A 25,429-nucleotide genomic window follows, 5' to 3' on the forward strand; every position below is an offset into this window, starting at 1 on the left:
GGGAAGTGTTTCGTTTACCAAGATTCACCGAATCCGAGTAACTCGGACAGTCCGGAGGCACGACCCCGGGAGGAAGCCGTCAAACCGCTCCTGAACACCCACGGACAAGGCCAGGGCGCCGAGGTCGGGGGGCACCGCGCGGCGTTGGAGGAAGCCCTGCGCCGCTACCTCCACCGGCGACTCCACGAGGCGGAGGACCTCGACGCCGGGTTCGGCCGCGACCTGGCGGGCGAGACCGTCCGCTTCACCCTCGGAGGGGGCAAGCGGATGCGGTCCCTGCTGGCCTGGTGGGGGTGGACGGCCGGCGGCGGGGCGACCCGCGGGGAGCGGGCCCGCTCCGCCCTCCAGGCGTGCGGGGCGCTGGAGCTCATCCAGACCTGCGCCCTCGTCCACGACGACGTGATGGACGGATCGCCCACCCGCCGGGGCCGGCCCTCGGTCCACGCCCGCCACGCGGCGGAGCACGGGGAGAACGGGTACGGCGGAGAACCGCGGCGGTACGGCGAGGCGCTCGCCGTCCTGGTGGGGGACCTGGCCCTGGTCTGGGCCGACGACATGTTCGAGGAGGCCCTGGACGGCCTGGCCCGGCCGCCCGGGGCACGGGCGGTCTGGCGGGCCCTGCGCACCGAGATCATGGCGGGCCAGTTCCTCGACGTCCGCGCCCAGGCCGAACGCGACCGCTCCGAGGGGACCGCGCTGCGCATGAACCTGCTCAAGACGGCGTCCTACAGCGTCGAGCGCCCCCTCCACCTCGGCGCGGCCATGGCCGGGGCGGACGGGGCCGTGGTGGACGCCCTGCGCGGCTACGGACGGGACGTCGGAACCGCCTTCCAGCTCAGGGACGACCTCCTGGGCGTGTACGGGGACACCGCCCGGACGGGCAAACCCGTGGGCGAGGACATCAGCGAGGGCAAGTGCACGCTCCTCCTCGCGGCCGGCGTGCGGCTGGCCGAGGAGCGGGGGGACGCGGCCGCGAGCGACCTGCTCTCCCGTGTCGGAGCCGGCGCCGACCCGGCCGAGGTCGCCGGCGCCCTGGACCGGCTCGGCGCCCGCGACCTGGTGCGGGGCCGGTGCCGGGAGCTGGCGGCGCGGGGGGCCGACAGGCTGGAGGGGCTCGACCTGGACCCCGCCGTCCTGGAGGGCCTGCGCGGACTCGCCGCCCGGACCGGGACGGACCCGGTATGAGCGGCCGCACCCGGACACCGGGACGCGGACCGGCCCCGGGCTCCGGACGCGTGGTCGTGGTCGGCGCGGGACTCTCGGGCCTGGCCTGCGCCCTGCACCTGCGGGGGGCGGGACGCGAGGTCGTCGTCGTGGAGCGCGACCCGCACCCGGGCGGGCGCGCCGGGCGGCTCGACCTGGACGGGTTCCGCATCGACACCGGCCCCACCGTGCTCACCATGCCCGAACTCCTCGACGAGGCGCTCGCCGCCGTCGGCGAGAGCACCGCGGACAGGCTCGACCTCGTGCCGCTCAGCCCCGCCTACCGGGCGGCCTTCGCCGACGGCTCCGCGATCGACGTGCACACCGAGCGCGAGGCCATGGCCGCCGAGGTGGCGCGCGTGGCCGGGGAGCGCGAGGCCGAGGGCTACCTCCGGCTGCGGGACTGGCTCACGAGGCTGTACCGGGTGGAGATGCGCTCGTTCATCGACGCGCGGTGCGACTCGCCGCTCGACCTGGTCCGGCCCGACCTGTTCCGGCTCGCGGCGCTGGGCGGCTTCGGCCGGCTGGCCCCGGCGGTCGGGCGCCGCGTCCGGGACGAGCGCCTGCGGCGGATCTTCTCCTTCCAGTCCCTGTACGCGGGGGTGGCCCCGGAGCGCGCCCTGGCGGCCTACGCCGTCATCGCCTACATGGACACCGTCGCCGGGGTGTACTTCCCCCGGGGAGGGATGCGCGCGCTCGGGGACGCCCTGGCCGGGGCGTTCACGAAGGCCGGGGGCGCCGTCCGCTACGGGGAGGCCGTCACCCGGCTGGAACGGAGCGGCGACCGGGTCACCGCCGTGATCACCGAGGGGGGCGACCGCCTGGCCTGCGACCACGTCGTGCTCACCGCCGACCTGCCGGCCGCCCACCGCCTTCTCGGCCACGAGCCCCGCCGCCCCGTCCGGACCCGCCACTCGCCCTCCGCCGTCGTGCTGCACCTGGGCACCGACCGCACCTGGGACGTCCTGGGGCACCACACCATCTCCTTCGGCGCGGCCTGGAAGAGCACCTTCGCGGAGATCATCCGGGAGGGGCGCACCATGAGCGACCCCTCCCTGCTCGTCACCCAGCCCACCCGCACCGACCCCGCGCTGGCGCCCGAGGGGCGGCACCTGCTGTACGTGCTCGCCCCGGCCCCGAACCTCGCCGTGGGAAACATCGACTGGGACCGGGAGGGTCCGCGCTACCGGGACAGCCTCGTGCGGACGCTGGAGGAGCGGGGCCTCGACGGCCTGGACGCCTCGGTCCGGACCGAGCACCTCGTCACCCCGGCGGACTGGGAGCGCCAGGGGCTGGCACACGGCACCCCGTTCTCCCTCGCGCACACCTTCGCGCAGACGGGGCCCTTCCGCCCGGGCAGCACCGTCCCCGGCGTCGCCAACGCCGTGCTGGCGGGCTGCGGGACCAAACCGGGCGTGGGCCTGCCGACCGTGCTGATCTCCGGGAAGCTCGCCGCCGCGCGGGTGCTGGCGGGGGGCGGGGGACGATGAGGGGGGCCGCGACCGCCGAACTCGACGCCGCCGGCATCGGACCGGACCGGCTGCGCGGGGACTACCTGCTCTGCCGCGACCTGCACGCACGCCACGGGCGCACCTATTTCACGGCGACGAGGGTCCTGCCGCCGGAGCGGCGGCCCGCGGTGCACGCGCTGTACGGGTTCGCGCGCTGGGTGGACGACATCGTGGACGAACCGGCCCCCGGCGCCACCGCCGCGGACCTGCGGGACCGGCTCGACGCCGTCGGCGAGGACCTGGGGCGCGCGCTGTCGGGCCGGGAGCCGCGGGAACCCGTGCTGCGCGCCCTGGCGCACACCGTCGGGGTCTACGGTCTGCCCGCCGGCTACTTCACCGCGTTCATGGACTCCATGCGCATGGACCTGGACGTCACCGGCTACCGCGACCTGGAACACCTGCGCGAGTACATGTACGGCTCGGCCGCGGTCATCGGGCTCCAGGTCCTGCCGGTCCTGGGGACGGTGGCGCCCAGGACGGAGGCCGCCCCGCACGCGGCTGCGCTGGGGGAGGCCTTCCAGCTCACCAACTTCCTCCGCGACGTGGCGGACGACCTGGGACGGGGCAGGGTCTACCTGCCCGCGGACGTCCTGGGGGCGCACGGCGTGGACCGGGAACTCCTGGAGCACTGCGCACGGGCACGGACGCCCGACCGGCGCGCCCGTGCCGCCGTGGCCGACCTCGTCGAGGTCAACCGGGGGATCTACCGGGAGGCCGAACCCGGCATCGCGATGCTCTCCCCGGTCTCCCGCCCGTGTGTCGCCACCGCCTTCCGGCTCTACCGGGCGATCCTGGACGAGATCAGCGCGGCCGACTTCGACGTGTGGAGCACCCGCCACCGGGTCTCCGACGCCCGCAAGGTCGCCGCGGCCGTGCCCGCCCTCGCGCGCTCCCTGCTCGCCCGCTCCGTGCCGCGCCCCCGGTCCGGCTGAGCGCGGCGGACACCACCAGGAGGAGAACCCCGTGACGCTTCCCGACCCCGAACCGCGGCGCATCCCGCTGCGCCGGATGCCCGCCCTCGCCTGGAGCGGGCAGAGGCCCACCTGGAGGGAGGGGTCGCCCGCCGTCATCGGGGCGGCCCTCAAGCGGGCCCTGGCCAGGCCGTCCGGCAACTGGTTCGTGCTGGCCGCCAGCAGCGAGGTGCGGGCCGACCGGCCCTTCGGCCGCGTCGTCGCCGGCGCCGAACTCGTGGCCTGGCGCACCCCGGACGGCGCCGCCCACGCCGGGCCGGGGGCGTGCCCGCACCTGGGGGCCCCGCTCTGCCGGGGCGCCGTGACCGGGGGGAACCTGGTGTGCCGCTGGCACGGCCTCTCCCTGGGGGCCGAGGGCTTTCTGGGGTGGAGCCCCTATCCGGTGCACGACGACGGGGTCCTCGTGTGGGTGCGTCTGGACCGGGAGGGGGGCGAGGAGCCCCTCGACGCGCCGGTCGTCCCCGAGCGCCCGGGTGCGGCCGTCTCGATCGCTGCCGTGGAGAGCCTGGCGGGGCGGTGCGAACCGGAGGACGTGGTGGCCAACCGGCTGGACCCCTGGCACGGCTCCTGGTTCCACCCGTACTCGTTCGTGGGTCTGACGGTGACCGAGGTGCCGGAGGGGCCCGACCCGGACCCGGACCGCATGGTGGTCGACGTGGGGTTCCGCGTGGCGGGCCGCCTCGGGGTGCCGGTGCGCGCCGAGTTCACGTGCCCCGAGCCGCGCACCGTGGTCATGCGCGTCATCGAGGGGGAGGGGCTGGGGAGCGTGGTGGAGACCCACGCCACCCCGCTCGGCGTCGACGACCGAGGGGTGCCGCGCACGGCGGTCATCGAGGCCACCGTGGCGACGTCCGACCGGGTGGGGTTCGCCCTGGCCCGCAAGGTGGCGGGGGCGGTCGTGCGTCCCGCCGTGCGCATGGCCGCGCGCCGCCTGTGGCGCGACGACCTCGCCTACGCGGAGCGCCGGTACCTCCTGCGCTCCTCCGGCCGCTGGCCCGGCTGAGCCCTCCGGCCCCCGGTTCCCCTCGCCTCCGCCGTACCCGGGGTCTGCGGCGCCCGCCGCTCCCGGTCCCGGCCTCCGGCGCGGACCCCGGTCCCGGGCCGCCGTTTCCGGTCCCGGTCACGTCCGTGGCCCCGGGCCTGCGGTCAGTCCCCGGCAGCCGGTCCCGGGTCTGTGTTTCCGCCCCCCGGTCCGGTCCCGGTTACGCCCGTGGCCCCGGACCCGTGTGTGCGCCCCTCGGTCGCCGGTCCCGGTCCCCGGTCTCCGCCCCGGCCGTCGGCGCCGGTCCGGGGCCCGCGCTCCGTCCCCGGGGCGGGTCAGCGCCGGGCGTGCCGGGCCCACCGGGCCAGGGAGCGCAGCGGAGCCGAACGGCCCCGCCGGGGCACCGTCCACACGGTGTGCCCCTCCCGCCCCCAGCGGCCCAGCAGGGCGTTGGCCGCCAGCAGGCCGCTGGTCGCCGCGCGCTCCATCAGCGCCACGGGCAGGTCCGTGCGCACGTGGTCCCCGGCCAGGACGAGGAACGGGTCCGGGGTGGCCACACCGCAGCGGTCGCGGTGGCTCCCGGGGGCGAACAGCGGGCAGTCCGCGCGCAGCTCGTGCCGCGAGTCCACGACCCCGGCGGCCCCCAGCTCCGGGTAGACGGCCGCCGCCTGCTCCCACAGCCGCACCCGCTCCCGCTCCGGGTCGGCGTCCTCGGGCAGGGCGTAGGCGTGCAGCTCCACCACGGAGCCGCCGGTGCGCCGCGCCCATCCGCGTGCCTCGTCCTCGTACCGGTCGAGCACGCTCACGTTGTCCAGCGCGGAGTACCCCGCCGTCCCCAGGAACGCGGGCCGGTGCGGCCGCACGGGGCGGTCGAGCCAGTAGCGCGACACCAGGAACGGGGGAGCGGACTCCAGGCGTGCCAGCCGGTCCCGCCACCCCGCGTCCCCCAGGTCCGGGGACCCCGCGACCAGGCGGCGGACCCCGGGGGGATCGGCCGCCAGCACCACCCCGTCGAACTCCTCCTCCGGTCCGCCGTCCGGCCCGCACCGCACCGCGAACCTGCGCTCCCGGCCGGGCCGCACCCCCTCGACGGGGGCGCCGGTCCGGAAGCGCACGCCCAGCTTCGCCAGACGGCGCTCCAGCGGATCCCACAGGGCCTGCGGGAACGGCGATCCCGGCACGTCGAACACCAGGCCCTCGGACGAGCCGAGGAAGTACATGTGGAACATCACCGCCAGCTCGGCGGCCGACAACCGGCCCGGGTCGGCGAAGAAGCTCCGTGTGAACACCTCGAACGCGAGGTGCCGCGCCCTCGGCGGGAAGCGGACCGCCGCGAGCAGGTCCCGTGCGCTCAGGTGGTCGAGGCGCTCGTACACGCCCGGCACGTCGACGTCCAGCAGCTGCAGGGCGGCGGGCACGTTGACCCGGGCCAGGTCGCGCGGCGGAAAGCTCGGACTGATCGCGGCGAGGACCGCGGCGTTCCACGGCGGGGAGGACGGCAGCCCCGAGAAGCGGTCGCGCGGCCCGTCCCGGTGCACCAGCGGGTAGTCGGCGAGCGGGACCAGCCCGTCCAGGCCCGGGTCGGCGCGCCGCAGCAGGCCGCGCAGGTTGTAGTACTGGCGGAAGAACGCGTGGAAGCCCCGGGTCATGGTGGCGGGGGTCCCGTCGCGGAGCGTGGTCCCCCACCCCCTCAGCCGCCCGCCCAGGGAGTCCTCCCGCTCGTACACCACCACGTCCGCGTCGCGCTCGGCCAGGGCGCACGCCGCGGCCAGCCCGGCGATGCCGCCCCCGACCACCGCCACGGCCGGTGCGGCCTCCGGCCGGGGGCCGGACGGCGGGGCGGGGGCCACGGACTCGGCCAGCGGGTCCCGCACGTCCGCGGGGCGGTCAGCGCCCATCGACGGCCCCCTCGCCGAGGGGGCGCCTGCCCGCGAACGTGTGCGTGATCCCGTACTGCCACCCCGGCAGCGGCGCGCTGGCCACCGACTCCAGGCCCGCGCGGCGCATGCGCTCCAGGAGGGCGCCGCGGCCGTCGAACTCCAGCACGCTCCGCCACAGGTAGCGGAACAGGTCGGCGCGGCCGGTCAGGACCCGCCCCGCCGGGATGACGGCCCCCCAGCACACCGCGGTCCACACCGCCCGCGCGGACGCCGAGTCGGCCACGGAGTACTCGTGCAGGACGAGCCTGCCGCCCGGCCTCAGCAGGGAGCGCGCCGCGGCCAGCAGGGCGTCGGGGTCGGGGCAGTTGCGGACCAGGTACGCGCCGAAGACCGCGTCGGCGGGACCGCCCAGGTGCTCCTCGGCCCACGCGGGCGTCAGCTCCTCGGCCCGCCCCCGGTGGAAGGACACCGAGTCCGGCCAGGGCTTGCCCCGGGCGGCGTCCAGCATGCCCCGGGAGGCGTCCACGCCCGCGATCCGGGCGGACGGGGCCTCGCGCAGCAGGGCCGCGGTCGAGGCCCCGGTGCCGCACCCCAGGTCGAGGAGGCGCAGCCCGTGCCCCCGGTCGGGCAGCCCCAGCCTCCGCGCCGAGACGCGCAGGTGGGCGTGGTACCCGGGGTTGGCGGCGACCAGCCGGTCGTAGGCCCCGGCGGCGCGGTCGAACTCGTCGGTGACCGGGCCGTCCTTCATCGCCCGCGTGGTGGTGTCCAGAGGGTCCCTCCCGGAGTGGCTGGGTGTCCGCGTGATCGCGGCGGCCCCGAGGGGCATGCTGGGGGCATGGCCGACTACGACGTGGCGATCATCGGCGGGGGAGCCGCTGGGCTCACCCTGACCCACCGGCTCCGCGGTATCAACGACCGGCGCGGCCGTCCGCTGCGTGTCGCGCTCGTGGAGCCGCCGCCGGGGCCGCACACCCCGCCGCCGCGCACCTGGTGCTTCTGGGAACCGGACGGGGGACCGTGGGACGGCCTGCTGGCCGCCCGCTGGGACCGGTTGTCCGTGGTCGGGGCGGACGGGGAGGTCCACTCCTCCCCGGCCGCGCCCTACGTCTACAAGATGCTCAGGTCGGCCGACGTGGACGCGCACGTGCGCTCCACGGCGGGCGAGCACGTGGACCAGCTCCCGCTCCTGGTGACCGGGGTGCGGGACGGGAGGGGGGAGGCGGTGGTCGAGGGGGACCGGCCGGACGGCGGGAGGGCGGCCCTCACGGCGGAGTGGGTGTTCGACTCCCGGCCGCCCCGGGACGCCCCGCGCGGACGCACCCACCTGCTCCAGCACTTCCGGGGCTGGTTCGTGCGCGTCCCCGGGGACGTCTTCGACCCCGGGGCGGCCGTGCTGATGGACCTGCGCCCGGCCCAGCCGGCGAACGGGGTCGCCTTCGGCTACGTGCTGCCCCTCTCCTCGCGCGAGGCCCTGGTGGAGTACACCGAGTTCGGCCGGGAGCCGCTCACGACCGACGAGTACGAGCGCGCGCTCGGCCGGTACTGCGACCTGCTCGGGCTGTCCGGCCCGGAGGTGACGGCGGCGGAGCAGGGGGTCATCCCGATGACCGACGCGCCGGTCCGGACCCGGGCCGGGAACCGCGTGTTCCGGGTGGGCACGGCCGGGGGCGCCACCCGGCCGTCGACCGGCTACACGTTCAGCGGGGTGCGGCGGCAGGCGGAGGCGGTGGCCCGCGCACTCGCGGAGGGGCGGGTACCCGTGCCCCCGGTGCCGCACCGGCGCCGCCACCTGGTGATGGACGCGGTCATGCTGAGGGCGCTGGACACCGGCCGGGTCCGGGGCGCGGAGTTCTTCTCCGGGCTGTTCGCGGCCAACCGCCTCGGGGACGTGCTGGCCTTCCTCGACGGCGGCTCGCGCCTGCACCGGGAGCTGGCCATGGGCCTGAGCACGCCCGTCGCGGCGATGTCCCTGACGACGGCCGAACACGTCTGGCGCTCCCTGCGCGCGGGTCCGGCCCGCCGCCCCTGACCCGGGGGCGTCACGGTCCCCGGGGGCCGGGCGCGGGCCCGTCCGGGGCGAGCACCCGCACGGCGTCGGCCAGGGAGTCGAGGTGGCCGTCGGCCGGCGCGGGGCCCGCGGCCACGGAGCGCCATCCCGGCCCCGCCGTGTACACGGCCGTGGACTGCGTGGTCCCCGACGCGGCCCGCAGCGTGCTCCGGAGCGCGACGGCGTCGGCCGTCCCGCCCCCGCGGCACCACAGCACGACGGCCCGGGGCCCGGTGCGGCGCACCGTCCGCACGGTCGCCTCCACCGGGGTGCACGGGCCGAGCATCCGGTGGGGTGCGCCCCGCTCCCGGAGCGCGGCGGCCAGCGCCTCCACCGGGAGGCAGTGCATCTCGTGCGGGCCGCAGGCGAGCACGGTCGGCCGGGCGCGCGCCGCGGCCCCCGCCTCCCCGTCCCCGCTGCCCCGTTCCCGCGGAGGCGGGACGCGGCGCAGGGCGGAGGACACGCACCACGAGAGCAGGTGCTCGACCTCCACGTAGCGGAGGGTGTCCTCCCACTTGCGGCCCATCCCGTACAGCAGGGGCATGGCGAGCTCCTCCCAGGCCGCCACCACGCCGTGCCGCTCCAGCGCCTCCTCCAGGAGGGCCTCGACCAGGTCGGAGTCGAGACGCATCGCGGCGCGGGCGATCCCCTGGAGGGTGGGCGCGGCGGGGCCGAGCGGAAGGGTGTCCCCTCCCGGGCGCCAGGCCGGGCGGCCCACCGGGGCGCCTGCTCCTTCGTCCCCCTCCCGGCCGGCGCCGGCGCGCGGCGGTCCGGCGCTCCGCGGGGCGGGCACGGGAGGGGCCGGGGCGAGCGCCAGGCGGGCGGCCGAGGCCGGGGGGACCCCCTCGCCGACCAGGCGGCACAGCTCCCGGAGCCGGGCCACGTCGGCGGGGGCGTAGCGCCGGTGGCCGCCCGGGCTGCGCTCCCGGGGGCCGATCCCGTATCTGCGGTCCCAGCTGCGCAGGGTGGAGGGGGCGACCCCGAGAAGGCGGGCGGTCGCCCCGGGGGTGAGTGCGTCGGACATGGCGCCCCAAGCGTTGCGAAAGCGACGCGACTTGTGGTGTGCGCCACTCACGCATGACTCTAGCTGGGAGGACACCGAAAGGGGCAGCACCATGGATCTGGACACGACACGTCCTGCGGACCGCCGTCTCAGCGTGGTCTACAGGGTCGGGGCCGGGCTCACGGGCCTCGTGCTCGTCGGCTTCGGGGTCGCGGGCCTGATGGTCAGGCTCCCGCTGTTCGACACCCGGGGAGAGGTGATCGCGGGCCTGTCGACCAACGGCGCGCTCAGCTTCCTCTCGATCGCGATCGGCTCGCTGCTGCTGGGCGCGGCCGTCCTGGGCGGCTCGTTCGCCTCGACCGTCTGCACGGTGGTGGGGGTCGGCTTCGTGGCCAGCGGCCTGGTCAACCTGTACCTCATGAGCGCGGGACCCAACATCCTGGCGTTCTCCATGCCCAACGTCGTCTTCAGCCTCGTGGTCGGCCTCATGGTGATGACCTTCGGCATGTACGGCCGCGTCGGCAGCCACCTGCCCGGCGACAACCCGTACCGCAGGCTCCGCGAGGAACGGCGGGAGCGCCGCCGCCGCGACCGCGGGACGCTCGGGGCGACCGGATGAGGCGCTCCCACCGGACCCTGGTCACGGGCGCGACCGGGTACATCGGCGGGCGGCTCGTGCCCGAGCTGCTCGAGGCGGGGCACGCCGTCCGCTGCCTCGTGCGCACCCCGGACAAGCTCCGCGACGTCGACTGGCGGAGCGGGGTCGAGGTCCTGCGGGGGGACGTCGTCTCCGGGGAGGGTCTGGACGAGGCGTTGGAGGGCATCGACACGGCCTACTACCTGGTCCACTCGATGGGGGGAGGGCGCGACTTCGGGAGCGCCGACGCGGAGGGCGCCCGCAACTTCGCCCGGGCGGCCGAGCGGGCCGGCGTGCGGCGTCTGGTCTACCTCGGCGGGCTCGTCCCCGAGGAGGGGGACCTGTCCGCGCACATGGCCTCGCGCACGGAGGTGGGCGACGTCTTCCTGGAGTCGCCGGTCCCCGCCGCGGTGCTCCGCGCCGCGGTGATCATCGGCTCGGGATCGGCCTCCTTCGAGATGCTGCGCCACCTCACCGAGCGCCTTCCGGTCATGACGACGCCCCGGTGGGTGCGCAGCCGGGTGCAGCCGATCGCGGTGAGGGACGTGCTGAGGCTGCTCGTGGAGTCGGCGGAGCTGCCGGAGGGGGTCGACCGCGCCTTCGACATCGGGGGGCCGGAGGTCCTGACCTACGCGGGGATGATCCAGCGCTTCGCGGGGGTCGCCGGCATCGCCAACCGGGTGATCATCCCCGTGCCCGTGCTCTCCCCGGGCCTGTCCAGCCTGTGGGTCGGCCTGATCACGCCCGTGCCGCCCGTGATCGCCCGTCCGCTGGTGGACTCCCTGCGCCACGACGCCGTCGCGGGGGAGGACGACCTGTCGGCGTACCTGGACGACCACCACCGGATCGGCTTCGACGAGGCCGTGCGGCTCGCGCTGAGGAGGGTGGACGAGTCCCGGGTGGACACGCGGTGGTCCTCGGCGGCCTGGCCGAGCGCCCCGTCCGACCCGCTGCCGACGGACCCGGACTGGGCCGGGGGCAGCCTCTACACCGACGTCCGGGCACGGTACGTCGACGCCGGGCCCGGGGACGTGTGGCGGGTGATCGAGGGGATCGGCGGAGAGAACGGCTGGTACTCCTGGCCCCTGGCCTGGGCGGCGCGGGGGTGGATCGACCTGGCCGTGGGCGGGGTGGGCCCCCGGCGCGGGAGGCGCGACCCCTCCCGGCTGCGGGTGGGCGACCCGCTGGACTTCTGGAGGGTCGAGGAGGTCGTGCCGGGCTCCCTGCTGCGCCTGAGGGCGGAGATGCGGCTGCCCGGCCCCGCCTGGCTGGAGATGGGGGTCGGGCGGGTGAAGGGGCGCACGGTCTACCACCAGAGGGCGCTCTTCCACCCCCGGGGGCTCCTCGGCCACCTGTACTGGAAGGCCGTGACGCCGTTCCACGGGGTCGTGTTCGGGTCGATGGCCGCCAACATCGCCGCCCGCGCGGAGGCGGTGGCCCGGACGGAGAGGGCCGGGACCGGCTGACCCGCTGCCCGGTCCGCCGGCCCGGCGGTGCGGGAGGCGCGTCGCGGCGGCAGCCCCGTGCGCGAAATTGACTCGAAATCCAAGATGCTCTAATTTCGAGTCAAACATCGGAGCAACGGAAGGACCCGTCCCGTGCGCAAGGACCAAGGCCGGCCACGCCGCCCCCGCTGGTGGGCGGGGGCGGCGCTGCTGGTCACCCTCGTGTGGCTGTTCGGCGCAGGCCCCCTCGGCATGTTCCTGGGCAGGCTCGGAGAGGTGCAGACCAACGACCCCGGGGCGTTCCTGCCGGTGGGCGCCGAGTCCACCGAGGTCTCCGATATCGCCGAGGAGTTCGACCGCGAGGAGGCCGTCCCGGCGGTGGTCGTCTACTCCGGGGGCGGTGACATCGCCGAGGACGACCTGGCCGCCATCGCCGGGGTCGGGGAACGGGTGGCCGGGGAACCCTGGGCCGCCGGCCCGGTGATCGGCCCCTTCCCCGGGACGGAGGACCCCTCCGTCGCCCAGTTCACCGTGGCGATCGACCCGGGGCACGACACCGGGGACGCGGTCGACGAGCTCCGCGCGCTCCTCGCCGACGACCCGGTCCCCGGGCTCCAGGCGCAGGTCACCGGCCCGGCCGGGTACGCGGCCGACCTCACCGCGGCCTTCGGCGGCATCGACTCGACCCTGCTCGTCGTGGCCCTCGCCGCCGTCCTGGTCATCCTCGTGGCCGTCTACCGGTCGCCCCTGCTGCCGGTCCTGGTCGTCCTCGCCTCCCTGCTGGCCCTCGGCCTGTCCGGGGCGCTCGTCTACCTGGCCGCGGACACCGGGCTGGTCAGCCTCAACGGGCAGAGCCAGGGCATCCTGTTCATCCTGGTCGTCGGCGCGTGCACCGACTACGCGCTCCTGCTCGTGGCCCGCTACCGGGAGGAGCTCGCCACGCGCGACCGCGTCCCCGAGGCCGTCCTGGCCGCGGTGCGCGGAGTGACCGGCCCGGTCCTGGCGTCCGGGGGGACCGTCATCCTCGGCCTGCTCTGCCTGCTCGCGGCCGACCTGGCGTCCACCCGCAGCCTCGGCCCGGTCGTGGCCATCGGCGTCGCCGCGGCCCTGCTGTCCGCCATGACCTTCCTGCCCGCCGTGCTCGCCCTCTGCGGAAGGGCGGTCTTCTGGCCGTCCGTCCCGCGACGGCCCGGCGACGGCGGGGCGGCCGGGGGCGGCCCGGGGGACGAGGGCCTCGACGCGGTCATCGCCAGGCACCGCTTCTGGGGGCGGATCGCCGGAACGGTCTCGCGCCGTCCCCGCGCCTACTGGATCGGGACCACCGTCCTGCTGGCGGCGGCGGCCGTGTTCGCCCCCCAGTTCGACGCCGGCGGCACCGGCCAGTCCGAGGTGTTCCGCACGCAGGTCGAGGCGGTCGAGGCCCAGGAGGAGCTCACCCGGGGCTTCGGGCCCGCCAGCGGGGCGGCCCCCGCCCTGGTGGTCGCCGACGCCGACCGGCTCGACGAGGTCGTCGCCGCCGCGGAGGACCTCCCCGAGGTGGAGGAGGCGGTCGCGGTCACCGAGCCCGGACCGCCCGGGGCCGACGCCCCGCCGCTGGTGGAGGACGGGCGCGTCCTGGTCGAGGTGACCCTGTCCGTTCCCCCGGAGTCGTCCGAGGCGGTCTCCGCCGTCGGCGGCCTCCGTGACGCCCTGCGCGGTGTCGAGGGGGCCGACACCCTGGTCGGCGGTGTGACCGCCACCGACCTGGACACCCTGGAGACCGCCCAGCGCGACTTCGCCGTGGTCGTCCCCCTCGTCCTGGTCGTGGTCTTCCTCGTCCTGATCCCGCTGCTGCGCTCCCTGGTGGCGCCGCTGCTGCTGATGGCGGCCAACGTGCTGTCCTTCGCCGCCGCGCTCGGCGTGGGCACGCTGGTCTTCGAGCACCTGCTCGGCCTGCCGGGAGCGGACCCGGTGGTCCCGCTGTTCGCGTTCGTGTTCCTCGTCGCGCTGGGCATCGACTACAGCATCTTCCTGATGTCCCGGGCCAGGGAGGAGGCCCTGGTCCACGGGCACCGGGAGGGCGTGCTGCGGGCGCTCACCGTCACGGGGGGCGTGATCACGTCGGCCGGGGTGGTGCTGGCCGTGACCTTCGCGGCGCTGGCGGTGATCCCGCTGCTGTTCCTGCTCCAGCTCGCGTTCCTGGTGGCGTTCGGCGTGCTCGTGGACGCCCTGATCGTCCGCACCCTGCTGGTGCCCGCGCTGTCCCTGGACGTGGGCCCGCGCATGTGGTGGCCGGGGCGGGCCGGCAGGCCGGCCGTGGCCGCCGGGACCGCCCCGGCGGACCGGGAGGGATAGGGGCCCGGGGCTCCCCGGGCCCGGAGCCCGGCGGGTGCGGCCTGCCGCCGGAGGCCCCCGAAGGCCGGGCGTGGTCCGTGGGCGCCTCCGGTCGGCTCGGCGCCCGCGCCGATCGACGCGGGTCCGGAACGACCCGCGGACCACGCCCCGGACGTCCTGACCTGAGAGGTGAGGTGCGCGGGTAGCCGGAGGCCCTCTTCGCGTGTGTCGGGCGGGGCGGGTGTTACCAACCTCCGTGGTCAGTACACCTAGAGGGCGTCGCCGGGGATGGCGCGGTAGGCGTCGGCCAGTCTGCGGATCAGGGCCGACTGCGGCAGGTGGACCCCGTCGATGGAGGTGACCGGCCGCACGCCGGCGGCGGCGTTGGTGACGAAGGCCCCCGCCACGCGGGTGCTCGCGGCCCCGGCGACGGGCCGGGTGGACACGGGGATCCGCAGGGAGTCGGCGGCGCGGTCCACCAGGCGGGCCGTCACCCCGGGCAGGCAGGGCGCCTGGGGCCACACCACGCCGCCGCCGTCCAGGAACGCGATGTTCCAGGTGGGACCCTCCGACACGCGTCCGTCGACCCCGGTGAAGAGGGCGTCGTCGAACCCGTCCAGCTGGGCCGAGCGCCGCTGGCGGATCGCCCCGAACATCCCGGTGCCCTTGACCCGGGGGGTGTCCCGGGCGAACAGGCGGGTGCCCAGGCGGAGCGGTGCCGGGGGCCCGTCCGGGGCCGGGGCCGGCCGGGTGGTGACCAGGATCTGCGGAGGCCGCCGCGAGGCCGGGCGGGCGAGGTCCATGCCGGGGTCGAACACGGTCACCCGCACCACGGAGGGGGACGGGTGCGCGCGCGCCGACCTCCGGGCCAGTTCGCGGACCCGGGGGATGTCCAGCTCGGCGCCGAACAGGGTCCGGCAGTCCCGGGTCAGCCGCTCCATGTGCAGGGCGAGGCCGCGCACCCGCAGATCGGTGACGAGCATGGTCGTGAAGTGGCCGTACCCGTACAGGGCGAGGCCCGCGATTTCCCCGGTGCCGACGGGGCGTCCGTTCAGTTCCATCGGGTCCTCATTCTGGCACTTCGGGACCTCCGTCACGCGGTTTTTCCGAGACCTGTGGACAATTCATCCCAAGTCGGCGGCGGCCCGGAAGGCCCCGGAGCCCCCGCCCCCGGAAGCGGCGGGGGCGGGCGCCGGCGCGTGGCTCAGGCGTCCCGCTCCCGGGCGGTGAAGGCCGTGACGAGCTGGTGCTCGGAGGTGTCGAGGTAGGTGGCCAGCTCGTCGGCGGCGCCCGTCACGTCCCCCTCGGCCAGCAGGGTGTGGATGCGCCGGTTCCAGTCCAGGTAGGGGGCGTGGAACTCGCGGGGGGCGTCCATGACGTGGAAGACGAGGCGGGTCTCGGCGAGCACCTGGCTCATGAACTCGTTGACCCGGGCGCTCCCGGCGAGCCCGGCCAGGGCCTGGTGGAAGCGCATGTTGGCGGTGCCCATCTCCTTCCACCGCTCCCGGTCGCGGGCGGCCTCGCCCTCGTCCACGGCGGCGCCGACCGCGCGCACGGCCTCCTCCCCGGGGCGGACCGCGCCCCGCAGCGCGGGGAGTTCGAGGACGCGGCGCGTCCTGAACAGGTCGCGGACGTCGTCGCTGGTGGGATGGGCGACGAACACCCCCCGGTGCATCTGGTGCACGAGCAGGCGCTCGCGGACCAGCAGCCGGAAGGCCTCGCGGAGGGTGTTGCGGGAGACGCCCAGCTCCTCGCACAGCCTCTCCTCGGAGAGGCGCTGGCGCGGGGGGTAGGCGCCGTCGATGAGGGACTCGCGGAGCAGTTCGGCGACGCGCTCGGCCTGGGTGGGCAGCGGGGGCAGGAGGCGCCTGCGGCCGGGGGGCCGGTCGGTGTGGGCGTCCGTGGCCGTCACATGTGCTCCTCGGGGTGCGTTCGGTTACTCCATTGTGACCGACCCGCCGGTCCTCTGGGGAGGCGGGTCTTCCAAGACATCGGTTCGTCGAATGAGCGGACCTATTACCGCGGATCTTGGGGCATACCCCTGGGGTGTAGGGGGTTGAGTGTGGTCCCCTGTAACAGCAGTGACCTGGGATTTTTGCTTACGCCACCTTTACTGGCCTCGTAGGATTGAAGTATTGTTCAACAATCCAACGACGGCGTGGTCGATCATCGCGCCACGGCACGCTTCTCGCACTCCCTGGAGAGACCCATGGGCGACACGCCCCCCGCGCCCCCCAAGGTGCGCCCCCGCCTCGGGCGGATCACGGTGAGCAGCACCCTGCTCGGCGCGATGTTCCTCATGGCCACCAGCGCCATCGGCCCCGGCTTCATCACCCAGACCACGACCTTCACCGCGCAGCTCGGCGCAACCTTCGCGTTCGCGATCCTCCTGTCGATCCTCGTCGACATCGCCGTCCAGCTGAACATCTGGAGGGTCATCGGCGTCGCCGACATGCGCGCGCAGGACCTGGCCAACAAGGTGCTGCCCGGCGCGGGCTACCTCCTGGCCGCCCTGATCGTCTTCGGCGGCCTGATCTTCAACGTCGGCAACCTCGCGGGCACGGGCCTCGGCCTGGACGCCATGCTCGGGTTCGACCCGAGGCTCGGCGCCGTCCTCTCCGCGCTCCTGGCCGTCGTCATCCTCGCCGTGAAGAAGCTGGGCGTCGCCCTCGACCGTATCCTGATCGTCCTCGGCGTCGGGATGATCGCCCTGACCCTGTACGTCGCGATCGTCTCCCAGCCCCCGGTCGGCGAGGCCCTGCGCCAGTCCGTCATGCCGGACCAGCTCGGCACGGACGTCTTCCTCGCCGCCGTCACCATCATCGGCGGCACCGTCGGCGGCTACATCACCTACGCGGGCGCCCACCGCCTCGTCGAGGCGGGCCAGGGCGGCCACGAGAACGCCGGCGCCATCACCAAGACCTCCGTCACCGGCATCATCGTCACCGGCGTCATGCGGGTCCTGCTCTTCCTCGCCATCCTCGGCGTCGTCAGCGGCGGCGCCGCCATCATGGAGGCCCCCAACCCCTCGGCCGAGGCCTTCTACCAGGCCGCGGGCGAGGTCGGCATGCGCCTGTTCGGCATGATCATGTGGGCCGCCGCGGTCAGCTCCGTCATCGGCGCCTCCTACACCTCGATCTCCTTCGTGACGACCTTCCACCCCTGGCTGGAGAAGCGCCGCGGCGTCCTGGTCACGGTGTTCATCGGCATCTCGCTGGCGATCTTCCTGCTGTCGGGCCAGGCCCCGAACACGCTGCTGATCCTCGCCGGCGCGCTCAACGGCGTCATCCTCCCGGTCGGCCTCGGCATCATGCTGTGGGTCGCGGCCCGCCGCTCCCACGACCTCCTGGGCGGTTACCGCTACCCGCGCTGGCTGATCGCGGTCGGCGCTGCCGCCTGGCTGCTCACCGTGTACATGGCCGTCAACTCCCTGGGCGGCATCGCCGCCCTCTGGCAGTAGAGACCCGGGGGGCGCGGCGCGGCGCGGGCCCGCCGCGCCCCCCGTTCCACCCCCCTGCGCCGAACGGTCCGAGGCTCGCGGGCCGGACGGGGTAGGAGCCCCGTGAGGGGCCCGCACAGTACGACAGTGCCGAGGGGCGAAAAGGGCGCCGCCGGCGCGGAGGCGCGCGGTCCGGACGCCCGGCAGGCACGAAGAAGAACGAGGAGCACCGACGTTGCGCATCGACCTCAACTCCGACCTCGGCGAGAGCTTCGGCCGCTGGGAGCTCGGTGACGACCGGGCACTGCTGTCCGTCGTCACCAGCGCCAACGTCGCCTGCGGCTTCCACGCCGGCGACCCGAGCGTGCTGCGCCGCACCACGGCCGACGCCAAGGAGCGGAACGTGGCGGTGGGCGCGCACGTCGGCTACCGGGACCTCGCCGGTTTCGGCCGCCGCTTCGTCGACGTCCCGCCCGCCGACCTCACCGACGAGGTCGTCTACCAGCTGGGCGCCCTGGCGGCGTTCACCCGCCTGGCCGACGACCGCATCCGCTACGTCAAACCGCACGGCGCCCTCTACAACGCGATCGTGCACCACGAGCAGCAGGCCGCCGCCGTCGTCGAGGCCGTCCGCGCCTTCGACCCCGGCCTGCCCGTGCTCGGGCTTCCCGGGTCCCGCTTCCTCGCCCTGGCGGAGGAGGCCGGGCTGCGCACCTACCGGGAGGCCTTCGCCGACCGCGCGTACACCCCCGAGGGCGTCCTGGTGTCCCGCCGAGAGCCCGGTGCCGTGCTCCACGACCCCGCCGCGATCGCCGAGCGCTGCCTGCGTATCGCCCGCGGCCTGCCGGTCGAGGCGATCGACGGGACCGAGATCGTGATCGAGGCCGACTCCCTGTGCGTGCACGGCGACAGCCCCGGCGCGGTCGAGATCGCCCGCGCCGTCGCGGACCGGCTGCGCGCCGCCGGGGTCGCCGTCACGCCGTTCACCCGGGAGGCCCCGACCGCCCCGGGGGACGCGTGACCGTTCCCGCCCGGGGAGGTGCGCACGCGGGGGCGTGCGCACCTCCCCGCGCGACGACGGCCTGCTGCCGCCGGCAGGTCCGCCACCACCAGGTTGAGGAGTCTTGTTGCGTGTCCTGAAGTGTGCCGACAGCGGGGTGCTCGTGGAGGTCGGGGACCTCGCCGAGGTGATGGCCCTGCGCTCCGCGCTCGAGGCGCACCCCGTCCCCGGCGTCACCGACGTCGTCCCGGCCGCCCGCACCGTGCTGCTGCGGATCGAACCCGGCACGCCCCCGGAGGGGGTCGCCTCGGCGGTCCGCGCCCTGTCCCCGGCGCCGGGGACGGAGCGGGCGGCCGGGGACGCGGTCACCATCCCCGTGGTCTACGACGGCGAGGACCTCGACGACGTCGCCGAGCTGACCGGCCTCACCCGGGAGGGCGTGGTCAGGGCGCACACCTCGGCCACCTGGACCGTCGCCTTCTGCGGTTTCGCGCCGGGGTTCGGCTACATGGTCTGCGACGACCCGCGCCTCCACGTCCCCCGCAGGAGCGAGGCCCGCACCCGGGTCCCGGCCGGCTCGGTCGCGCTCGCCGGAGAGTTCACCGGCGTGTACCCGCGGAGCTCACCGGGGGGCTGGCAGCTGCTCGGCAGGACCGAGGCCAGGATCTGGGACCTGGACCGCGAACCCCCCGGCCTGCTCCGCCCCGGGGTCCGCGTGCGCTTCACGGACGCGGGCTCCCCGGACGCCGGCGCGGACGCGCGGACGGGGGCGACGGCGTCATGAGCGCTCTGGAGATCATCGCCACCGGGCCCCTGGCCACGGTCCAGGACACGGGCCGGTTCGGCCACGCCGACCTGGGCGTGGGCCGCTCCGGCGCCGCCGACGCGGCCTCCTACGCCCTCGCCAACAGACTGCTCGCCAACCCGGAGGGGGCCGCGGCGCTGGAGGCGACCCTGGGCGGGCTGCGCGTGCGGGCCCGGGGAGCGGTCACGGTCGCCGTCACGGGCGCCGAGGCGCCGCTGTCGGTGGACGGGCGCGGCGCCGCCTCGAACACGGTCCTGCACCTGCCCGACGGCGCGGAGCTCACCATGGGCATGCCCTCCCGGGGCCTGCGCACCTACCTGGCCGTGCGCGGCGGCGTGGACGTCCGGCCGGTCCTCGGCTCGCGCAGCACCGACGTGCTCGCCGGGCTCGGGCCGGAGGTGCCCGCGCCGGGCGCTGTGCTGCCGGTGGGGCCGGCCCCCTCCGGCTTCCCCCGCGTCGACCACGCGGCCGTCGCACCCGTCGGCGGGCCCGAGGCGACGCTCAGGGTCGACCTGGGTCCCCGCGAGGACTGGTTCACCGACGACGCGATCGCCACCCTCCTCTCCGGCGAGTACGAGGTGACCTCCCGCAGCGACCGGGTGGGGGCCCGGCTGTCCGGCCCCGTCCTCGAACGCGCGCCCTCGCGCTCCGGCGAACTCCCGAGCGAGGGCATGGTCGTGGGCTCCCTCCAGGTACCGCCCGGCGGGGAGCCGGTGCTGTTCCTCGCCGACCACCCCGTCACGGGCGGCTACCCGGTGGTGGCCGTCGTGCGCACGGCGGACCTGCCCAAGGCCGCGCAGGCCCGCCCCGGAAGCCGGATCCGGTTCGCCCTGTGAGGCGGGTCCGGGACCGCGGTACTCCCACAGGCCAGAACGAGAGGCAGGACACCATGACCCCACCGGCGGAACTCTCACCGAGCCGGGCGCGCGCCCTGTTCAGGGGCGGGCTGAAGGCTCCCACCTCCGGGTACAGCCCGGGGTACGCGCAGGCCAACCTCATCGCGCTGCCGCGCGAGGACGCGTTCGACTTCCTGCTGTTCGCGCAGCGCAACCCGAAGTCCTGCCCGATCCTGGACGTCACGGAGCCGGGCCAGGTGGACGCGTCGGTGTTCGACGGCGACCTGCGCACCGACCTGCCCGCCTACCGCGTGTACCGCGACGGCGCGCTGGCGGAGGAGCGCACCGACGTCACCGACCTGTGGCGGGACGACCTGGTCGCCTTCCTCATCGGGTGCAGCTTCACGTTCGAGACGCCGCTCCTGGAGGCCGGGGTCCCGGTCCGCCACATCGAGGCGGGCAGCAACGTGGCCATGTACGCGACCAACCGGGAGTGCCGCCCGGCCGGCCGTTTCCGGGGCCCCCTCGTCGTCTCCATGCGGCCGATCCCCGCCCACCAGGTCGCCGACGCGGTCCGCATCACCTCGCGGTACCCGGCGGTGCACGGCGCCCCGGTGCACGTCGGCGACCCGGCGGCGCTGGGGATCACGGACCTGGACAGGCCCGACTACGGCGACGCGGTCGAGGTGCGCCCGGGCGAGATCCCCGTCTTCTGGGCCTGCGGGGTGACCCCGCAGGCCGCGGTGGCCGCGTCCGCGCCCGAGTTCGCGATCGGGCACGCGCCCGGCCACATGGCGATCACCGACGTCAGGGACTCCTCCTACCAGGTCCCGTAGTCCGTCCCGGCCGCCCCGGACCCGGCGGGGTCAGCCGTTCGGGGGCGGCTCAGGGTCCCGCGGCGCCCCGGGTCCGCGCCGACCGCCCGGGGCCGGGGGAGCCCGGTCCGGGGCGGGACGGCCGCGGTCGGTCTGCTCACCGCGGATGACGCCCCCGTGCGGGGGCGCGACGCCGCGCCCCCGCTCGGGGGCGTGGCCCGACCTGCCCGGGTGGAGCTGCTCGGCCGTGCGCGACGCGTCGTCGGTGCGCGTCCCCTCCGTCCCCGCCTCCGGTCCGGCGGACCGCGCCGCGGCCTCGGACCGTGCCTCGACCTCGGGCACCACGTCGACGGTGACCGGCAGGACCGCGGTGTGCGCGGTGGGGGTGGCCGGGTCCACGTGGCCGGCTTCGAGAACGGTGACGGCGGCGGCGCCCGGTACGGACAGGCCGGGGACCTCCAGGCGCAGGAGGAGGCGCCGTCTCTCCCCGGGGCGGAAGTCGCCGAGTTCGACGGCGACCGACCCGTCGGGCAACCGGCGGGACGGCGTCCCCCCGACGACCCGGGCGCCGCTCGGGCGGGGGCCGACCGGTACGCGCAGGGACACGGCCCGGGCGGCCCCGGCCAGGAGGCCACCCTCCGCGCGCCCGGGCGCGGTGACGTCGAGCAGGACGGTCACGGTGCCGTCGGCGTCCGGGGGGACGGCGTCGGGGTCCAGAAGGGCGGACAGGCGCATGTCGGCTCCCGGTGGGTCGGTGGCGTTCCCGGCACGCGGCCGGGGCGGGGGGTGTCAGAACCCGCGCAGCCCCAGACGCCGCAGCTCCAGGTCGGCCAGCGCGTCGACGGCCCTCCTGTCGTCGGCGTGCCACGCGCCCGCCGGGTCCTCGTGCACGCCGACGAGTTTCGACGGAGCCACCGACGCCAGGGCGCGCAGGGCCAGGAGCCGCGAGCGGGCCTCCGGGGCGAGTCCGCGCAGCCGCCGGGTGGCATCGGCCTGGCGCACCCAGCGGGCCCGGGCGGGCAGCCACGTCGCCGCGATCAGCAGCAGCGGGAGCGAGGCGGTGAGCAGTGGCAGGGTCAGCGCCAGCGAGGCCACCGACTCCCGGAAGGAGTCGCCCGCGGAGGCCAGGGACTCCCCGGTCCCGCTCATGCCGGTGAACGGGGCGGCGAGAGCCTCCCCGGCGACGGGCACCCTCCGGGCCTGCTCGGCGGCCCCGGCCATGTGCTCGGTGAACCCACGGCCGGTGTCCTCCAGCAGTGCCCCGGGGCGGTCCAGGGCCAGGACGGTCTCGCGAAGCGACAGCGCCGCGCGGACCCACACGTAGACCCAGGCCAGGGCGAGCACGTCGGAGGCGATCTGGACGAACGCGCGCACGGGGTGTTCGGCGTACAGCTTCACGGGGACTCCCGGGGGGTAGGGGGCGGTCGCGGGTCGGGACCCACGGTTGCGCGTTACCCGCTTCCGGGGCCGTTCGCACCGGTCCGCGCCGATTCCTCGGGCGCCGCCCGCCCGGTGGGCGGTCCCGGAGGGGCGGCACGCCGCCCCGGGCCGGTGCGGCGACGGGCCGGGCGCAGCGCTGCGCTCCCGGTCCGGGCACGGGACCGCCCCGGGCGGACCCGTATGGTCACGGGGTCCCGCCCGGGGCGGTGGGAGACGGTGTCGGAGCGAGGGCCCGGGAGGCGCCGCGACACCGCGGCGGGCCGGTCGCGGTCCCGGGAGGGCCGGCCCGCCCTTGTGGCTAGCCGCCCTTGACCTCTGCGGGCGTGCGGTCCCCGCCCTCGCCGCCCACGGCCGGCCCGGCCGTGGCGGTCCCCTCGGCGGCGGGCGCCGCGTCGGCCCCCTCGGCGCCGGCGGTCCCGGTCGCCGGGGAGTCGCCCTCCCGGGCGCGGGCCGCGGCCCCCTCCTCGGCGTCGTAGCTCATCAGGGCGTCCATGTCGATGGTGTTCGGCCTGTCCAGGACCTCCCGCAGGCGGTCGCGGTCCAGTCCGCCGGTCCAGCGGGCGATGACCAGGGTGCCGACGGCGTTGCCGATCAGGTTGGTCAGCGAGCGGGCCTCGGACATGAAGCGGTCGATGCCGACGATGAGCGCGATGCCCGCGAGCGGGATGACGTCGCCGAAGGCGGCCAGCGAGGCGGCCAGGGTGACCAGGCCGGCGCCGCTGACGCCCGCCGCGCCCTTGCTGGAGAGCAGCATGAACAGCAGGAGGCCGATCTGCGTCCACACGGAGATGTCGGAGCCGGTCGCCTGGGCGATGAAGATGGCGCCCATGGTCATGTAGATCGCGGTGCCGTCCAGGTTGAACGAGTACCCGGTCGGGATGGTCAGGCCGACCACGGACTTCTTGACGCCCGCGGCCTCCAGCTTGACCAGCATGCGGGGCAGGACCGACTCGCTGGAGGAGGTGCCCAGCACGATCAGCAGCTCGTCGCGGATGAGGCGCAGCACCTTGAACAGGCCGAACCCGGCCATGCGGCTGACGATCCCGAGGACCACCACGATGAACAGCACACAGGTGATGTAGAAGCTGATCATGAAGTAGGCGAGGCTGCCGAGCACCTGGCCGCCGTACTCGCCGATCGTGAAGGCCATGCCGCCGAACGCGCCGAGCGGCGCGGTGTACATGACGATCTTGATGACGCCGAACATGACGTGCGACATCGTGTCCAGGGCGCGGACCGCGGTCTGGCCGCGCTTGCCCAGCATGGTGAGGGCGCAGGCGACCAGCACGGCCAGGACGAGGACCTGGATGAGCTGGCCGTCGACGAAGGCCCCGAAGAAGGACTCGGGCACCATGTGCAGGATGAAGCCGGAGACACCGCCCTCGGCGCCCTCCGCGGCGGCGATGGTGTCGGCCGCGTCGGCCTCGTCGAACGACATGTTCAGGCCGGCGCCCGGACGCATGATGTTGACGGTGACCAGGCCGATGGCGAGGGCGATCACGGTCAGCGCGGTGAAGTACACGAGCGTGCGCAGGGCGAGCCCGCCGGCCTTGGCGAGGTTGCCGAGGCTGGCGATGCCGACCACGACGGTACAGAAGATCGTCGGCGCGATGACGACCTTGACGAGCTTGATGAACAGGTCCGCGAGCCAGCGCATCTCGGCGCCCTGGGCCGGGAAGAGCAGGCCGACGGCGATGCCCAGGGCGATACCGACGAGCACCCAGAAGTAGAGGTGGCGGTAGATGGGCTTCTTGGGCGGGGCCGGTGCCTTGTCGGCGCCCTGCCCTGCTGTGGCGGCGCGTCCGAAACTCGGCATGGCCTCTCCTTCAGGGTCCTGTGCGGCGGGTCACAGGAACTTTCGCCGAGGTGTGTTCCACGGCCAAGTCACGCGGGGGAAACTTAAGATTTACCTGACATTCGATCACGCTCCGTGGCGCTTTGCGGCGTCTTGGTTAACTTTGCGTGTCCCGCGCGGGTCGGTTCCGGGGTGACGGCCGGTGAGCACCCCGCTCACCTGCGAGGACGGGGGCGGCCCGGGCGCAGAGGTGCTCCGGGGCTCAGGTTCCGGGCGCGTCGGCCCGCGGGCGCACCCGCACGAGCTGGGCGAGCAGGGCCAGCACCGGCAGTTCCAGGAGCGGGCCGGCCACCAGCGCCACCGCGACGAGCGGCCGGTCGGGGAAGGCCGCCACGGCGATCGCCAGGGCGATCGGCGAGTTGCGCGCCGTGGTCGTCATGACCAGCGTGACCCGCTGATCGGGGGGAAGGCGCAGCAGGCGCGACGCGACCAGGGCCGCCGACGGGGCCACGACGAAGAACAGGACCAGGGGCGGGACCAGGCCCGCCAGCTCGCCCATGTGGGAGGCGACCGTGCGCGCCTGCCAGGCGAACATGGCGAGCACCGCCGCGTACAGCAGCGGGAGCACCGCGCGGGAGGCCCGGGGCGCCAGGACGCCGTCCCGCCAGGCGGCGCCCCTCCACCTGCGGGCCGTCCACCGGGCGGCCACCGCCAGGACCAGGGGGACCGCCAGGACCAGCAGGACCGCCTCCACCAGGGTCCCCGTGTCCACCATCGCCGCGTCACCGCCGAGGAGCAGCACGTACACGGGCAGGAGCAGGAGCTGGAGGACCAGGTTCACCGGCAGCACCGCGGCGGCCACGCCCATGTGGCCCCGGGCCAGGCCGGTGAACACCAGGTACCAGTCCGTGCACGGGGTGACCAGCAGCAGCAGGAGGCCGATCCGCAGGTCGGGCGAGTCGCCGAGCAGCCCGGCGCCCAGGGCGCCCGCGAGCAGCGGCGTGAACACGAAGTTGAGCACGAGGCCGGCGGCGACGACGGGGCGCGCGGAGCGCGCCTCCCGCACCTGGCCGACGTCGACCTGCACGAACACCGCCGTCAGCATCAGCATCAGGGCGGGCAGGACGAGGTGCCCGGCCGCCCCGCCGACCGGCAGCAGCAGGCCCAGGCCCAGTCCGACCAGCGCGGCCGTCGCCACGAACACACTCTGGAACTTCTCTGACGTGGACACGCGGCGGCTTCCTGGTGGGCGGGACGGTTGGGTCCACGCTAGTCGCCGCACGCCGTCCAGGGGTTTCCCGGCTCCC

At 75.6% G+C, this 25,429-nt stretch carries 22 protein-coding genes; 13 read left to right on the forward strand and 9 right to left on the reverse strand.

Annotated elements, in window-relative coordinates; translation table 11 throughout:
* Window positions 1–90 precede the first annotated feature (90 nt).
* Genes ACIRPH_RS15450 through ACIRPH_RS15465 form a run of 4 tightly spaced genes read left to right on the forward strand, consistent with a single transcriptional unit; the run spans window position 91 to window position 4,688 of the window.
* Window positions 91–1,185, forward strand: a complete 1,095-nt coding sequence (locus ACIRPH_RS15450; protein ID WP_402914824.1) for a polyprenyl synthetase family protein — start codon at window positions 91–93, stop codon at window positions 1,183–1,185.
* Window positions 1,182–2,693, forward strand: coding sequence for a phytoene desaturase family protein (gene crtI / locus ACIRPH_RS15455; RefSeq protein WP_402914419.1), 1,512 nt, complete (start codon window positions 1,182–1,184; stop codon window positions 2,691–2,693). The genes ACIRPH_RS15450 and crtI overlap by 4 nt, the downstream gene beginning before the upstream one ends.
* Window positions 2,690–3,646 (forward strand): phytoene/squalene synthase family protein, encoded by a 957-nt coding sequence (locus ACIRPH_RS15460; RefSeq protein WP_402914421.1) that lies wholly within the window; start codon window positions 2,690–2,692, stop codon window positions 3,644–3,646. Before crtI ends, ACIRPH_RS15460 begins: the two co-directional genes overlap by 4 nt.
* A gap of 31 nt (window positions 3,647–3,677) precedes the next feature.
* Window positions 3,678–4,688 carry a DUF5914 domain-containing protein gene (locus ACIRPH_RS15465; RefSeq protein WP_402914423.1) on the forward strand — a complete coding sequence of 337 codons (1,011 nt, stop codon included), beginning with the start codon at window positions 3,678–3,680 and terminating at the stop codon, window positions 4,686–4,688.
* Window positions 4,689–5,002: 314 nt separating this feature from the next.
* Here the strand turns inward: ACIRPH_RS15465 and ACIRPH_RS15470 are convergent, their stop codons facing one another.
* On the reverse strand, window positions 5,003–6,565 hold the full coding sequence (locus ACIRPH_RS15470) for an FAD-dependent oxidoreductase (protein ID WP_402914425.1): 1,563 nt from the start codon (window positions 6,563–6,565) through the stop codon (window positions 5,003–5,005).
* A complete protein-coding gene (locus ACIRPH_RS15475) occupies window positions 6,555–7,295 on the reverse strand; it encodes a class I SAM-dependent methyltransferase (RefSeq protein ID WP_402914827.1) in 741 nt (246 codons plus the stop codon). The genes ACIRPH_RS15470 and ACIRPH_RS15475 overlap by 11 nt, the downstream gene beginning before the upstream one ends.
* Before the next feature lie 87 nt (window positions 7,296–7,382).
* On the opposite strand from ACIRPH_RS15475, the gene ACIRPH_RS15480 reads away from it, so the two are divergent.
* Window positions 7,383–8,576: a lycopene cyclase family protein gene (locus tag ACIRPH_RS15480; RefSeq protein WP_402914427.1), complete on the forward strand. Its 1,194-nt coding sequence runs from the start codon at window positions 7,383–7,385 to the stop codon at window positions 8,574–8,576.
* Between the two features lie 10 nt (window positions 8,577–8,586).
* On the opposite strand, the gene ACIRPH_RS15485 is transcribed toward ACIRPH_RS15480, so the two are convergent.
* Window positions 8,587–9,618, reverse strand: a complete 1,032-nt coding sequence (locus tag ACIRPH_RS15485; protein WP_402914429.1) for a MerR family transcriptional regulator — start codon at window positions 9,616–9,618, stop codon at window positions 8,587–8,589.
* A gap of 91 nt (window positions 9,619–9,709) precedes the next feature.
* Between ACIRPH_RS15485 and ACIRPH_RS15490 the strand changes: the two genes are divergently transcribed.
* From ACIRPH_RS15490 to ACIRPH_RS15500, 3 genes are all read left to right on the forward strand, one after another.
* Window positions 9,710–10,216 carry a DUF4383 domain-containing protein gene (locus tag ACIRPH_RS15490; RefSeq protein WP_402914431.1) on the forward strand — a complete coding sequence of 169 codons (507 nt, stop codon included), beginning with the start codon at window positions 9,710–9,712 and terminating at the stop codon, window positions 10,214–10,216.
* Window positions 10,213–11,700 carry an SDR family oxidoreductase gene (locus tag ACIRPH_RS15495; RefSeq protein ID WP_402914433.1) on the forward strand — a complete coding sequence of 496 codons (1,488 nt, stop codon included), beginning with the start codon at window positions 10,213–10,215 and terminating at the stop codon, window positions 11,698–11,700. The genes ACIRPH_RS15490 and ACIRPH_RS15495 overlap by 4 nt, the downstream gene beginning before the upstream one ends.
* 132 nt (window positions 11,701–11,832) lie before the next feature.
* On the forward strand, window positions 11,833–14,013 hold the full coding sequence (locus tag ACIRPH_RS15500; RefSeq protein ID WP_402914436.1) for an MMPL family transporter: 2,181 nt from the start codon (window positions 11,833–11,835) through the stop codon (window positions 14,011–14,013).
* Window positions 14,014–14,261: 248 nt separating this feature from the next.
* Here ACIRPH_RS15500 and ACIRPH_RS15505 read toward each other — a convergent pair whose 3' ends face one another.
* Together ACIRPH_RS15505 and ACIRPH_RS15510 are read right to left on the reverse strand one after the other, a co-directional pair.
* Window positions 14,262–15,053: an aminotransferase class IV family protein gene (locus ACIRPH_RS15505; RefSeq protein WP_402914438.1), complete on the reverse strand. Its 792-nt coding sequence runs from the start codon at window positions 15,051–15,053 to the stop codon at window positions 14,262–14,264.
* Between the two features lie 143 nt (window positions 15,054–15,196).
* Entirely contained in the window at window positions 15,197–15,904 is a 708-nt protein-coding gene (locus ACIRPH_RS15510; RefSeq protein ID WP_402914440.1) for a GntR family transcriptional regulator, read from the reverse strand.
* 297 nt (window positions 15,905–16,201) lie between these two features.
* Between ACIRPH_RS15510 and ACIRPH_RS15515 the strand changes: the two genes are divergently transcribed.
* The 5 genes from ACIRPH_RS15515 (at window position 16,202) to ACIRPH_RS15535 (ending at window position 20,908) form a co-directional block, all read left to right on the forward strand.
* Entirely contained in the window at window positions 16,202–17,452 is a 1,251-nt protein-coding gene (locus ACIRPH_RS15515) for an NRAMP family divalent metal transporter (RefSeq protein ID WP_402914830.1), read from the forward strand.
* A gap of 214 nt (window positions 17,453–17,666) precedes the next feature.
* Entirely contained in the window at window positions 17,667–18,452 is a 786-nt protein-coding gene (locus ACIRPH_RS15520) for a LamB/YcsF family protein (RefSeq protein ID WP_402914442.1), read from the forward strand.
* 106 nt (window positions 18,453–18,558) lie between these two features.
* Complete coding sequence (locus tag ACIRPH_RS15525; protein WP_402914445.1) at window positions 18,559–19,215, forward strand: allophanate hydrolase subunit 1; 657 nt, start codon at window positions 18,559–18,561, stop codon at window positions 19,213–19,215.
* A complete protein-coding gene (locus ACIRPH_RS15530; RefSeq protein ID WP_402914448.1) occupies window positions 19,212–20,072 on the forward strand; it encodes a biotin-dependent carboxyltransferase family protein in 861 nt (286 codons plus the stop codon). Before ACIRPH_RS15525 ends, ACIRPH_RS15530 begins: the two co-directional genes overlap by 4 nt.
* A gap of 53 nt (window positions 20,073–20,125) precedes the next feature.
* The gene (locus ACIRPH_RS15535; protein ID WP_402914451.1) at window positions 20,126–20,908 is read left to right on the forward strand and encodes a putative hydro-lyase; all 783 of its coding nucleotides are present in this window, start codon (window positions 20,126–20,128) and stop codon (window positions 20,906–20,908) included.
* Window positions 20,909–20,938: 30 nt separating this feature from the next.
* Here ACIRPH_RS15535 and ACIRPH_RS15540 read toward each other — a convergent pair whose 3' ends face one another.
* From ACIRPH_RS15540 to ACIRPH_RS15555, 4 genes are all read right to left on the reverse strand, one after another.
* On the reverse strand, window positions 20,939–21,622 hold the full coding sequence (locus ACIRPH_RS15540) for a hypothetical protein (RefSeq protein ID WP_402914453.1): 684 nt from the start codon (window positions 21,620–21,622) through the stop codon (window positions 20,939–20,941).
* Between the two features lie 54 nt (window positions 21,623–21,676).
* Window positions 21,677–22,285 (reverse strand): hypothetical protein, encoded by a 609-nt coding sequence (locus ACIRPH_RS15545; RefSeq protein ID WP_402914455.1) that lies wholly within the window; start codon window positions 22,283–22,285, stop codon window positions 21,677–21,679.
* Window positions 22,286–22,625: 340 nt separating this feature from the next.
* Complete coding sequence (dctA, locus tag ACIRPH_RS15550; RefSeq protein ID WP_402914457.1) at window positions 22,626–24,143, reverse strand: C4-dicarboxylate transporter DctA; 1,518 nt, start codon at window positions 24,141–24,143, stop codon at window positions 22,626–22,628.
* 241 nt (window positions 24,144–24,384) lie between these two features.
* The gene (locus ACIRPH_RS15555) at window positions 24,385–25,353 is read right to left on the reverse strand and encodes an arsenic resistance protein (protein WP_402914460.1); all 969 of its coding nucleotides are present in this window, start codon (window positions 25,351–25,353) and stop codon (window positions 24,385–24,387) included.
* Window positions 25,354–25,429 lie beyond the last annotated feature (76 nt).

Source organism: Nocardiopsis sp. NPDC101807, assembly GCF_044766605.1.
In the GTDB taxonomy this organism is placed as follows: Bacteria; Actinomycetota; Actinomycetes; order Streptosporangiales; family Streptosporangiaceae; genus Nocardiopsis; species Nocardiopsis tropica.